Below are 12,614 nucleotides of genomic sequence, written 5' to 3' on the forward strand. Positions count from 1 at the left end.
CGATGAACGTCCTCAACGACGCGTTCGGGACATCAGCCGCTCGGGCGTCGGCGCGATGGCCGGTGTCGCGCGCCGACGGGCGGTGGCCAGTGCCAGCGCGGCCACCGCCACCACCGCGCCCACCGGCCCGAGCCAGCCCGCCCCGGCACCGGCCAGTACGGTCCCGCCCAGCGCCGAGCCCAGCGCGACGCCGACGTAGCTCGCCGAGCCGTTCAGCCCGAGCGCCACGGTGGCCGCGTCCGGCGCGAGCGAGTACAGCCGATGCTGCTGCGGGACCATGAGCATTCCGCCGGAAAACCCGCTCAACAGCACCACGACGAACAGCGCGGGCAGGGCGAGCACCGCGAGGTTCATCGACGCCAGTGCCACCGCGGTACCCACCAGCGACCAGGTCCGCACCCGCGCGGAACCGAAGCGGTCGGTCCAGCGTCCGGCGACGGTCGTGCCGAGCAGCTGCCCGACGCCGTAGGCGGCCAGCACCCAGGAAAGCGTCGCCCCCGCCGCGACCGGCGCGACCAGGACCGGCAGGTACACGAACACCGTGATCCCGGCGAGCAGGCCGGTGACCGTCACCAGCAGCACCCGCGCCACCGGCGGCCGGATCACCACCGCGAGCCGGGTTCGCAGGTTCGCCGCGGGGATCCGGACGGCGGGCAGGAACGGCAGATACGCCGCCAGCGCGAGGCCGATCGCCGCGATCACCCACATCACCGCGCGCCAGCCGATCCACTGTCCGGCGAACACCCCGATCGGCACCCCGACCACCGTCGACACGCTCATCCCCGCCGCGACGGTCGCCAACGCCCGGCCGCGACGCTCGTCCGAGGAAAGCGCACCGGCCAGCGCGAACGCGTTGGCCTGGAACGCCGCGGCGCCGATCGCGGCGAGCGCGCGGGCCAGGGCGACGACCGCGAACGTCGTCCCCACCGCCTGCCCCATCATGCCGACGGTGAACAGCCCGAGCCCGCCCGCCAGCAGGATCCGGCGGTCCCAGCTGCCGGTGAACGCGGCGATCAGCGGCGAGGAAACCGCGTACGTCAGCGCGAAGACCGTGGTGAGCTGGCCCGCGCCGGATTCGGAGACGCGCAGGTCGGTGGCGATCGTGGGCAGGAGGCCGTTGAGGACCATCGCGTCCGTCCCGAGCGTGAACGTCCCCACGGCGAGCGCGATGAGGGACCCCAGTCCGAGACGATCCTTCGACGGTTGTCGAATCGTCATGCGGTCATGATGGAGGTACTATTTGATGATTGTCAAACCATCTATTCAGTCAGGAGCGCGCGTGACCCGCACGTTGCCCCAGCCCGCCACCGAAGCCATCGACCTCGTGACGGTGCTCCAGGCGCTGGGTGACCCGGTGCGTCTCGAACTGGTTCGCACCCTCGCGAAAGAGGACGAGCCGCGGCCGTGCAGCATCGACAAGTACGACGTCGAGATCAGCGCGCCCACGTTGTCGCACCACTGGCGCATCCTGCGGGAGGCCGGGCTGACCACGACGTTCGTCAACGGCCGCACCCGATGGGTCGAGCTGCGCCGCGAGGACGTGCACTCCCGTTTCCCCGGACTGCTGGACGCCGTTCTGGCGTAAGGGAAATCAGCCCGCGGCGGCCGAGATGCTCTTGGCCTCGCGGGCACCGGCTTCGAACGACTCGCACGAGAACAACAGCCACGCACGGACGCCTTCGGGCGTCCCGCCCTCGAATCCGCCGGCCAGCTCCAGGTACTTCGGCACCCGCCGGAAATACGCCACCTCGGGCACCGTCAACGCCTTCGGGTCGAGCCCGGTCGCGACCATCGACAGCCGGGCGGCGGCCCTGGCCACGACGCCGTCCGCGGTGCCGAACGGCCGCAGCGCCAGCAGTTCCCCGTGCACCACGGCGGTCAGGACCGGCCCCGGCACCGAAGTCGCCCCGGTGACGAGCTGGGCGAGCAGCTCCAGCCGCGGCCCGCCTGCCCGCGGACGGCCCAGCACGTCGGTGTCGGTCACCAGGTCGGCCGCGGCGAGGACGTGCAGCCGCGCCAGTGCCTGCAGCGGCGCGCGACGCCAGGTCGGCAGGATCGACTCCAGCGCCTCGGCGACCCGCAGCGCCCCGGCGAGTGCCGGATCGGCGACGGCACCGTCGGCGGGCAGTTCGGGGTTCGCACCGTCGATCCCCGCCGACGCGCGCGCCGCGCGCACGGACGCTTCGGCGGCGGTTTCCGCACCACCGCGCAGGTTCGCGGGCAGCCGGTGGACGGCGAACACGGCGTCCTGGGCGGACTTCGCCGCCTCCGCGACCCCGTCGAGGTCGAGCAGCGGGCGCAAGGGGTCGGTCATGCGATCGACTCGCTTCGCGAGACAGTGTTCAATCCCTTTTGGCGCATGACGTCGTTGATTCGCTCGCAAGCGTCGCTCATGCGTCCAGCACCTGCCCGGCCCGCCGCACGACCGGTGCCTGCACCGACCACGGGAAGTTGATCCAGCGGTCGGTGTGCCGCCAGACGTACTCGCACTTGACCTCGGACCGCGGCTTCTCGTAGATCACCGCGCACCGCACCTCGGCGACGTGGTCGGCGCAGAAGTCGCGGACGAGCTTCAAGGTCGCGCCGGTGTCGGCCACGTCGTCGGCGACCAGCACCTTCTTCTGCGTCAGGTCCACGACGTTGGGCACCGGCGGCAGCATCACGGGCAGGTCGAGCCGCTGGTCGACGCCGGTGTAGAACTCGACGTTCATGACGTGCAGGTTCTTCACGTCGAGCGCGTAGCCGAGCGCGCCCGCCACGAACAGCCCGCCCCGCGCGATGGACAGGATCAGATCCGGCTCGAACCCGTCGTCGGCGATCGTCTGCGCCAGCTCCCTGCTGGCCGAACCGAACAACTCCCAGGTGAGCTCTTCCCGCTCTTCGGCCATCGCCCCTGCCCTTCCGCATCGTTCACGCGAGCATAAGCAACGCCGAAGTGGCCTTTCGACACGCTCTGGAATCAGGGCTTTCGGCAGCCCATTACCGGACCTGAAGATCGACTGGTATTGCCCGGCTACCCCAGCAGTGGTGCAACCACGCCGCAACCTTTTACATGAGGGACTAACGTCGCTAGCGTGCCGTGAGCCGCGGGTTCGCACAACAGGAGGCCTTGCACCATGACCGAGCAGTCCCCAGCCCTGGACAACCTGCTCACCGAAAGCCGCACCTTTCCGCCCAGCCAGGATTTCGCCGCGCAGGCCAACGCGAAAGCCGAGTTGTACGCCGAAAGCGACGCCGATCGCGAGCAGTTCTGGGCGAAGCAGGCAGACCGGCTGCATTGGGACACCAGGTGGACGCGGGTCCTCGATTGGAGCAACGCGCCCTTCGCGAAGTGGTTCGTCGGTGGCAAGCTCAACGTCGCCTACAACTGCGTCGACCGGCACGTCGCCGACGGGCACAGCGACCAGGTCGCGATCCACTGGGTCGGCGAGCCGGGCGACACCCGCGACATCACGTACGCGAACCTGAAGGACGAGGTCTCGAAGGCCGCCAACGCCCTGCTCTCCCTCGGCGTCGGCGCGAACGACCGCGTCGCGATCCAGCTGCCGATGATCCCCGAGGCCATCTTCGCGATGCTCGCCTGCGCGCGGATCGGCGCGCTGCACAGCGTCGTGTTCGGCGGCTTCTCCCCGACGGCGCTGCGTTCGCGGGTCGACGACGCGGCCGCGAAGGTCGTCATCACCTCGGACGGGCAGTACCGCCGCGGCAAGGCCGTGGCGATGAAGACCAACGTGGACGAAGCGCTCGACGGCGCGGAGTCGGTCGAGAAGGTCGTCGTCATCCGCCGCACCGGTGACGAGGTGCCGATGACCGAGGGCCGCGACGTCTGGTGGCACGACCTGGTCGAGGCCCAGTCCGCCGAGCACACCCCCGAGGCGTTCGACTCCGAGCACCCGCTGTTCATCCTGTACACCTCGGGCACCACCGGGAACCCGAAGGGCATCCTGCACACCTCCGGCGGCTACCTCACCCAGGCCGCCTACACCCACCACAACGTCTTCGACCACAAGGCGGGCGAGGACGTCTACTGGTGCACCGCCGACATCGGCTGGGTCACCGGGCACAGCTACATCGTGTACGGGCCGCTGGCCAACCGCACGACGCAGGTCGTCTACGAGGGCACCCCGAACACGCCGCACGAGGGCAGGCACTGGGAGATCGTCCAGAAGTACAAGGTCTCCATCTACTACACCGCCCCGACGCTGATCCGCACGTTCATGAAGTGGGGCGCGGAGATCCCGGAGAAGTACGACCTCTCCTCGCTGCGGGTGCTCGGCAGCGTCGGCGAGCCGATCAACCCCGAGGCCTGGATCTGGTACCGGGAGAACATCGGCGCCGGCCGCGCGCCGATCGTGGACACCTGGTGGCAAACCGAAACCGGGGCGATCATGATCTCACCGCTGCCGGGCGTCACCTCGACGAAGCCGGGTTCGGCGCAGCGCGCGCTGCCGGGCATCTCGGCGAAGGTCGTCGACGACCAGGGCGTCGAGGTCCCGCACGGCGGCGGTGGCTACCTGGTGCTCGACAAGCCGTGGCCGGGCATGCTGCGCGGCATCTGGGGCGACGAGGCGCGCTACAAGGACACCTACTGGTCGCGCTTCGCCGAGCAGGGCTACTACTTCGCCGGTGACGGCGCGAAGTACGACGCCGACGGCGACATCTGGCTGCTGGGCCGCGTCGACGACGTGATGAACGTGTCCGGGCACCGGATCTCGACCACCGAGGTCGAGTCGGCGCTGGTCTCGCACCCGACGGTCGCCGAGGCCGCCGTGGTCGGCGCGACCGACCCGACGACCGGCCAGGGCATCGTGGCGTTCGTGATCCTGCGCGGCAACGCGAGCGACGGTGGCGACGCCGCGGTCCAGGAGCTGCGCAACCACGTCGCGAAGGAGATCGGGCCGATCGCGAAGCCGCGGCAGATCCTGGTCGTCCCGGAGCTGCCGAAGACGCGTTCGGGCAAGATCATGCGCCGCCTGCTCCGCGACGTCGCGGAGAACCGGCAGGTCGGCGACGTCACCACGCTGGCCGACTCCGCGGTGATGGACCTCATCTCCGCCGGCCTTCAGTCCGGCAAGTCCGAGGACTGACTCCGACGCTCCGTGGGGGCCTCCCTGAGGGACCTGGAGTCCCTCAGGGAGGCCCCCACGGCGTTTGACCACCCCGAATGGCGGCCGTCGAACGCCTGTTCTAAGATGTGCCGCTGTACCCACCCCATTTCCGGGCAAGGAGACGACACCAACGATGACCGTGGATGTCATGACGCACGAAACGGAACCGACGACGGCCGACGCTGCGACGGCTCCGGCGTCACAGCCCGCCGACACCTCGAAGACCGAGACCGACACCGCCGAGGCCACCGCTTCCGCTTCCGCGGACGAGAAGGCCGACAGCGCCGAGGCGCCGGAGAGCGCGGACGAGAAGCCCGCCGAGGAGCCGAAGCCGAAACGCGGCCGTCCGAAGACGCCGACCACGGCCAAGAAGACCCGCACGGTCGAGCTGATCCTGACCGTCACCGGCACCGCCGACGGCGAGTGGCAGGCCGAGCTGAAGAACGGCAGCAAGTGGGTGGCCAAGGGCCTCGAGATCCCCGCCGCCGCCGTGTCCCGCGCGGCCAAGGAGCTGCACCAGGACCTGTCCGGTCCGATCGACGAGGTCATCAACGCCGCCCGCGAGGCGCAGGCCGCCAAGGTCGCCCAGCTCGAGGCCGAGCTGGAGCGCGCCAAGCAGGCGCTGGCCGAGCTGGACGGCTGACCCACAGGAGAAGCACCGGCCGCCGAGGCGGCCAGTCACCAGAACGCCCGGAGTCGCATCACGCGGCGCCGGGCGTTCTGCCGTCCACCCGGCGCCAAGGTCCGTGAATGCCACATTGAGGGACTTGAATCCATTCTGGACGCGCCAGGACGGGCGAGCCGAAACCCGTTCAGGTAAGGCGATCCTGCGTAAGGATTGCCTGTCTTCACCGAATTTCGGAAAAGCAACCCTCATTAGCCGGATCCCGGTTTTCGTGTTTCACTGAAGCGGTGACCGACACGCTGAATGACGAGGCCTCCTCGCACTCGGACGAACCACACCACGACGACGTCGGCGGCAAGCTGAACTGGCTGCGCGCCGGGGTTCTCGGCGCCAACGACGGGATCGTGTCGGTGGCGGGCATCGTGGTCGGCGTCGCGGGCGCGACCACGGACCGGATAGCGATCCTCACCGCCGGAATCGCCGGGCTGGTGGCCGGCGCGTTTTCGATGGCCGGTGGTGAATACGTCTCGGTGAGCACCCAGCGCGATACCGAGAAGGCGATGTTGCGGCTCGAGAAACACGAGCTGAAAACCATGCCGGAGGCCGAGGAAGCCGAGCTCGCGCAGATCTACGAGCGGAAGGGCCTCTCCCCGGAACTCGCCGCGCGGGTCGCCCGCGAACTGTCCGAAAAGGACGCCCTGCAGGCGCACGCGGAGGCCGAACTCGGGATCGACCCTGGCAACCTGACGAGCCCGTGGCAGGCGGCGTGGGCGTCGCTGATCGCGTTCACCGTCGGCGCGCTGCTGCCGCTGCTGGCCATCGCGTGGACCAATGTTTCCCTGCGTGTCGGCGCGTGTGCCGCCGCGGTCGTCCTCGGCCTCGTGCTGACCGGCTGGATCAGCGCGCGGCTCGGTGACGCCGATGTGAAACGGGCGATCCTGCGCAACGTCGGCGTCGGCGCGCTCACCATGCTGGTGACGTACTTCGTCGGGGTCCTCTTCGGCACCACCGTCGGCTAGCCGAACGCCCGGCGGCGCCTAGGGGTTGCCCCTGACGTCGGAGACATCGATGGCGAAGCGGCCCGTCGCCCAGCCGACCGACCGGCCGAACTGGTCGAAGATCGTCTTGTTCACGTTGTCCAGGGTGTCGCACGGCTGGTGGTAGCAGGAATCAAGCATTTCGCCCGCGGTACCACCGAACAGCCGCACCCACTCCGGCGGTTTCAAGGTCTCGGCTCCGGCGTTGACCCCGCCCGAGGGGATGCCGGCGGCGACGAACGGCGCGTGGTCCGATCGGTCATCCAGGTCACGTCCGGCCGTCGGCAGGTTCCGCGCGGCGAAGTAGTCGGTGATGACCTTGGTGATCCGCTCCGATCCCCTTGGCGCGGGGCCGTTCGGCGTTCGTCCATTGTAGACCAGACGGGCGAAGTTCGGCGACGCGATCATTTCGAGGTTGAGGTACAACGCGGTCCCGTCGCGCTGTGGCGGTGTCAGCTGGTCGACGTAGTGCCGCGAGCCGACGAGCCCCTTCTCCTCGGCCGCCCACCAGGCGAACCGGACCCGGTTCTTGAGGTGACCGGCATACGGTGCGAGGCGTAGCGCGATCTCCAGCTCCATCGCCGCGGCCGCCGCGTTGTCGTTCATCCCTGGCGTGATGTCCACGCTGTCGAGATGCGCACCCAGCACGACGGTGTCGTTCGCACTTCCCGACCGGGTGTCGGCGATCAGGTTGTAGGCCCTGGTGGTGACGGCCCGGCTTCGCAGGTCCAGCCGGACGCTGACCGGCCCTCGGGCGATGTCCGCCTTCAGCTGCTCGGCCTCGCCCCGGGGCAGCGTGGCGGTCGGGATGCGAGCGTCCCCCGGCGGGTTGATCCGGTACCGGATGTTCATGGTTTCGCGGGGATAGTTGACGTTCATCAGCATCGCCGCGGCACCGGCAGCGGCCGCTGTCAGCTGCTTCGCCGCCGTGGTGCAGGCACCGATGTCGACCAGAACGATCTTGCCAGCGACGTCGGCGCCCGCGTAGTCGGCCGCGGTGCACCCGGTCGCCTGTCCCTTGGGCAGCACCGCCGGACGCGCCAGCCCTTGGTCCGGAGTGGACACGGAAAAGTACGCGAGCAGTGCGTGCAGTGGCCGGTTCACCGGCGCCGTGACCGCCGCGGTCTCCGCCACCGTCTCGTAGTCGGGAAAGGTGAACTCCTGCCGCCGCACCTGGTAGCCCGCCTCGCTGAGCGTTCTGGTCAGGTAGCCGGCCGACGCGTCGTAGCCCGCGGACCCGGAGACCCGGTTGCCCCCGTTGGCCGCCGTCGCCGCCGAGATGGCCTGCAAATGGGTCCACGCGTTGGTTCCGTTCACCTCCCTGCCCAGGATTTCGGCGAGCCATCGCCGGTCGTACTGGCCGGCCGTGGAAACCGGTGCCGCGCTGACGGCGAGCAGGCAGACGCAGGCCGCCAGCGCGGAAACGAACCTCCACCATGGGCGGGTGGAACGGTTGATGCCGATCATCGGTGCTTCCTCCAGTTCGATCGGGGTGTACCGCCGACCGGGCGGATCGGTGCTCGTCCGGGCGGAAGCGCACCAGCGGCCCGCAGGACCGGGCCGAGGAACAGCGAAAGCCCCGCGGCGGCGACGGCCGCGGCGGCGGCCGCCAGGAAGGTCGTCCGGTGCGCACCGCCGGCCTCGGCGAGCAGCCGTCCCGCGAGAGCGGTGCCGATGCCGTTGCCGAGCCACATGAACGTGCTCATCCAGGCGAACGCCTCGGCTCGATGTTCGGGAGCGGCCACGTCGCCGAGCACCACCTGATGCAGCGCGTCACGAGGACCGGCGACGAGTCCCACCACGACCAGGAGAGCCGCGTTCAGGAGGAATCCCGGCACCAGACCGGTCACGACGAGCAGGACCGCGGAAGCCGCGTGCAACGTGGCGAGCTGACGCCGGGGACGTGGATCCCGCTGCCGCGTCCCGAAACCCAGCGCGCTGACCACGACGCCGAACGAGTAGGCGCCGAGCAGCACACCGGACAGCTCCGGCACGCCGCCGGTCGTGGCCACGGCGGTGACACCGACGAGGACGCAGCCGAAGGCGAGCATGTCGCAGGCGGTGATCCCGAGCAGCACGCGAACCTCCCGTGACCCGAGTGGTCCCAGAAGCCGCCGGCGGGGAGCCGGGGCGTCCTCGCGCACCCGATCCGGCATGGAAAGCAGGATCAGGATCCCGGCGCAGGTGCCGACGCCCGCCATGGCCACGGTGATCACGGGCGAAGTGGCCGCCACCAACGCCGAGACGACCAGCGCGCCCATGACGACCATGACCTCGTTGAGCACGGCGTCGAGCGCGAAGGCGGCCCTGGTGTGCCGGGCGGGCAGGACGACCGGCCAGGTCGATCGGATGACGGGGGAGGCAGGCGGGTTACTCGCCCCCAGCGCGACGGCACCCCCGATGAGGACGCTCGCGGGCGCGTGGTGCGACATCGCGATCAATGTCAGCGCGTAGGCACCAAAGTGCAGCAGCAGCGTGCTCACCAGCACGGGCCGTGGGCCCAGCCGGTCCACGAGTCTCGCCGACACCGGCACGAACAGCGCGAGCGCGACCGCGAACCCGGTCAACGCCAGCCCGCCGGCCAGGTAGGAGCCCTGAACCGCCACGACCGCCAGCAACAGGCTGAGGTTGAGTACCGGCGCCGCGAGCCGGGTGACCGTCAACGCCACGACCAACCGCGGCACCCCGCGGAAGGTGAACAGCACTCCGTACGCCCGCATGCGCTTCCCCGGCGTTGTCCCGGCCAGTGGCGTTGCTCCCGCCTACGAGGACGGGAGCAACGCGTCCAGCTGTCAGCTCACAGGTAGACCGGTCACTGGTTGACCTTGCTGGGCGGCGGGTAAGCCATGGTCGTTCACCTCCCCCCATCGTCGACGAGAGCGGGACACCGCGAATACGGCTTCCGCAGCCTCCTCCACAGGCTTTCACAGGCGAAACCCCGAAACGAGACCCGGATTCGAGATCCGGGACAGACTTTCGACGAATCAGCCGGTAACCCCGAGAAAATCCGGCCGCCGATCGATACGAGCACGGACCGAGTCCGACCCGAAATGGTAATCGATCCGCCGGGTGGCGTCGGCCCATTCCGCCATGGTGCGAACCGAGGAAAGAGCCTCCACGACGAATGGATCGGTCCAGCGTTGCGTCGCGCGCCGCCACAACACGTGCCAGGGTTCTTCCAGCAGGCTGCCCACCGTACCCTCGTACACCGGCATCGCCCTGACCTCGCCGTCCGGTTCGATCTGCAGGGCCGCGAAATCACAGCCCCGCGCGAACTGCCGGGGATTCATCTGCAGGACGAGGTTGTCGGTGCAGGTGACCCGCACGGACGGCGGCGCGAGCGAGCGCAGACGTCTCTCCAGCGCGGCCCCGCCCATCAGCCGGACCTGCTCCTCGCTCAGGAGCTCACGTTCCTCGAACCCGCGGCGGCTGGCCAGCCCGGCCGGTACCACCGCCCCGAAATCGAGCGAGCCGAGTGCGGGAAAGCGCGGCGCGATGGTGGTACAGATGTCTTCCAGCTGGTGAAAGTTGCTTCGGACGACGACGGTGTCGATGCCGAAGGCGAACCCCGCGCCGCCGGCGTCGCGCGCGGCCTCGTCAAGGAGGCCCAGTGCCGCCAACGCCCGTTCGAACGAGCCGTTCCGGCCACGAACGCGATCGTGCACTCCGGCGGTCGCACCGTCCAGGCTCACCTTGACGGAATCGCAGCTCCGCACCAGATCGTCCACCATCGACCGCCGGAGTGGCCAGCCGCCGGTATAACACATCACGTGAATCCCGGACCGCGACATCCGCTCCGCGACCTCGAAAATCCCTTTGACGGAAAGCGGTTCCCCACCGGCGATTGCCACCATCTGCGGTCGCATTTCGATAATCGCGTCCGCTACCTTGACCTGCTCCTCGTGCCGCAATTGCCGAGTGGGCCTTCTACCCGATTCGGAGTAGCAGTGAATACACCGCAACGGGCACGCGTAGGTAACGTCCCAGATAACATTCGTAGGACTGGAAAGAACCTCCATGCAATCCCTCCCGGGCATTACCTGGTTTGATTCCCCGTAATACGATTCACGGTATCGGTGCCACTTGCCAACCTGCAACATACTTTCAGGCAGACAGACGGGCAGGTATCGCCGGTCCGTTCGGCCGATAATTCGACGGAGACCGAAACCCGCCCGCCGATTCGGACAGCAAAACGCCCCGGCACCGCGACGCGGCACCGGGGCGATGCGGTCGTACTAGTGCACGCCCTTCATCAGCCTGCGGATGAACGGCGTACCGAAGAACAGCAGCACACCGATGACGATCGCCGTGCCGCCGATGATGCTGAAGTACGGCACCTCGTCGTTCGAGTCGTAGTACTTCGCGAGCTTCCCGGACAACGCTGTCCCGAGCGAGATCGACAGGAAGTTCAACGCCACCATCTGCGTGCGGAACGCGTCGGGCGCGAGCTTGGTCGACAGCGAAAGTCCCACCGGGGAAAGGAAAAGCTCGCCCATGGTGAAGACGAAGAGAATGCCGATCAGCGCGAGCAGCGGGCTGCCGTTCGCCCCGGTCCCGACCATCGGCAGGAACAGCAGGAACGCGATGCCCATCAGCACCGTGCCCCAGACGAACTTCATCGGCGAGGAGGGCTGCCGCGAGGAGAGCTTCGTCCAGACCGCGGCGAAGACGGGCGCGAACACGATGACGAACACCGGGACGACCGAGTTGACCCACGAAACCGGCATCTCCCAGCCGAACAGGTCCCGGTCGAGCCGCTTGTCGCTGTAGGTCGCCACGACGGTGAACTGCTGCTGGTACAGCGCGAAGAACGCGGCGCTGGCGATGAACATCGGGATGAACGAGTACACCCTGCTGCGCTCGTCGGAGGTGATCTTGCTGCTGCGGAGGATGACCCCGAAGTAGATCACCGAAGCGACGATCACGACGCCGACCGCGATGTCGGCGAGGTTGTCCGCCCGGATGACGCCGGTCAGCACGAGCACGACGATCAGGACGACACCGACGATCGCGACCGCGAGCATCTGCATCCGCCGCGACGCGGCCAGCGGGTTGGGCACCTCCCTGGCCTTGCCGCCGAGGTTCTTGCGGCCGATCGAGTACTGGATCAGCCCCAGCGCCATCCCGATGGCGGCGAGCCCGAAGCCGTAGTGGAAGCCCAGTTCCTTCTGCGCCAGCCCGGTCAGCATCTGGCCGACGAAGGCACCGAGGTTGATGCCCATGTAGAACAGCGTGAACCCGCCGTCACGCCGCTCGTCGCCCTCGGCGTAGAGCGTGCCGACGATGGCCGTCGCGTTGGATTTCAGCCCGCCGCTGCCGATCGCGACCAGGACCAGGCCGACGCCGATGCCCGCGAACCCGGGCAGCAGCGCCAGCGCGATGTGGCCGAGCATGACCAGGATCGCGCTGTAGAACAGGGTGCGTTCGGGGCCGAGCAGCCGGTCGGCCACCCAGGCGCCGATGACCGCCGACAGGTAGACCATGCCGCCGTACGCGCCGACGATGCCCAGTGCGGTCTCCTGCGGGATACCGAGGCCGCCCTTGGTGGTCTCGTGATACAGGTAGATCGCGAGGATCGATTGCATGCCGTAGAAGGAGAAGCGTTCCCACATCTCCACGCCGAACAGGTTCGCGAGCCCTCGTGGGTGCCCGAAGAACCTGGTGTCCTGCTGGACCTCGGTAGAGGTACTCACCACTCTCGTCCTTGTCCTAGACATCGTTGTCAATTGGCATGGTAGAAGCCGATCACGTGAGGTCACCACCGACCTAAGAATGCCGCTCCCGGAGACGCCCGTCCGGACCATCGGCCCCCGGTCCGGACGCGCGGCGCGGGGCCGCAACACC

At 68.8% G+C, this 12,614-nt stretch carries 11 protein-coding genes; 4 read left to right on the top strand and 7 right to left on the bottom strand.

Features of this window, described 5'->3' with window-relative positions; genetic code table 11:
- Positions 1-12: 12 nt before the first annotated feature.
- Positions 13-1,218, bottom strand: a complete 1,206-nt coding sequence (locus ABD987_RS39065) for an MFS transporter (RefSeq protein WP_345406656.1) — start codon at positions 1,216-1,218, stop codon at positions 13-15.
- A 61-nt stretch (positions 1,219-1,279) separates the two neighbouring features.
- Between ABD987_RS39065 and ABD987_RS39070 the strand changes: the two genes are divergently transcribed.
- A complete protein-coding gene (locus tag ABD987_RS39070) occupies positions 1,280-1,585 on the top strand; it encodes an ArsR/SmtB family transcription factor (protein ID WP_345406659.1) in 306 nt (101 codons plus the stop codon).
- Positions 1,586-1,591: 6 nt separating this feature from the next.
- Here the strand turns inward: ABD987_RS39070 and ABD987_RS39075 are convergent, their stop codons facing one another.
- Both ABD987_RS39075 and ABD987_RS39080 read right to left on the bottom strand, forming a co-directional pair.
- Complete coding sequence (locus ABD987_RS39075; RefSeq protein ID WP_345406662.1) at positions 1,592-2,314, bottom strand: Fic family protein; 723 nt, start codon at positions 2,312-2,314, stop codon at positions 1,592-1,594.
- A 76-nt stretch (positions 2,315-2,390) separates the two neighbouring features.
- Positions 2,391-2,888, bottom strand: a complete 498-nt coding sequence (locus ABD987_RS39080; RefSeq protein ID WP_345406665.1) for a phosphoribosyltransferase — start codon at positions 2,886-2,888, stop codon at positions 2,391-2,393.
- Between the two features lie 228 nt (positions 2,889-3,116).
- Between ABD987_RS39080 and acs the strand changes: the two genes are divergently transcribed.
- From acs to ABD987_RS39095, 3 genes are all read left to right on the top strand, one after another.
- Positions 3,117-5,087 carry an acetate--CoA ligase gene (gene acs, locus ABD987_RS39085; protein WP_345406668.1) on the top strand — a complete coding sequence of 657 codons (1,971 nt, stop codon included), beginning with the start codon at positions 3,117-3,119 and terminating at the stop codon, positions 5,085-5,087.
- Between the two features lie 154 nt (positions 5,088-5,241).
- Positions 5,242-5,751 carry a DUF6319 family protein gene (locus ABD987_RS39090; protein ID WP_345406671.1) on the top strand — a complete coding sequence of 170 codons (510 nt, stop codon included), beginning with the start codon at positions 5,242-5,244 and terminating at the stop codon, positions 5,749-5,751.
- Between the two features lie 269 nt (positions 5,752-6,020).
- The gene (locus ABD987_RS39095) at positions 6,021-6,752 is read left to right on the top strand and encodes a VIT1/CCC1 transporter family protein (RefSeq protein ID WP_345406674.1); all 732 of its coding nucleotides are present in this window, start codon (positions 6,021-6,023) and stop codon (positions 6,750-6,752) included.
- Between the two features lie 18 nt (positions 6,753-6,770).
- Here the strand turns inward: ABD987_RS39095 and ABD987_RS39100 are convergent, their stop codons facing one another.
- The 4 genes from ABD987_RS39100 to ABD987_RS39115 all read right to left on the bottom strand — a co-directional run bounded on the left by ABD987_RS39100 (position 6,771) and on the right by ABD987_RS39115 (position 12,463).
- Positions 6,771-8,237 (bottom strand): M28 family peptidase, encoded by a 1,467-nt coding sequence (locus ABD987_RS39100; RefSeq protein ID WP_345406677.1) that lies wholly within the window; start codon positions 8,235-8,237, stop codon positions 6,771-6,773.
- On the bottom strand, positions 8,234-9,490 hold the full coding sequence (locus ABD987_RS39105) for an MFS transporter (RefSeq protein ID WP_345406680.1): 1,257 nt from the start codon (positions 9,488-9,490) through the stop codon (positions 8,234-8,236). Before ABD987_RS39105 ends, ABD987_RS39100 begins: the two co-directional genes overlap by 4 nt.
- Positions 9,491-9,754: 264 nt before the next feature.
- Positions 9,755-10,870: a radical SAM protein gene (locus tag ABD987_RS39110; RefSeq protein ID WP_345406683.1), complete on the bottom strand. Its 1,116-nt coding sequence runs from the start codon at positions 10,868-10,870 to the stop codon at positions 9,755-9,757.
- A 135-nt stretch (positions 10,871-11,005) separates the two neighbouring features.
- Entirely contained in the window at positions 11,006-12,463 is a 1,458-nt protein-coding gene (locus ABD987_RS39115) for a peptide MFS transporter (protein WP_345406686.1), read from the bottom strand.
- Between the last annotated feature and the right edge of the window lie 151 nt (positions 12,464-12,614).

Source organism: Amycolatopsis samaneae, from assembly GCF_039541975.1.
GTDB lineage: Bacteria > Actinomycetota > Actinomycetes > Mycobacteriales > Pseudonocardiaceae > Amycolatopsis > Amycolatopsis samaneae.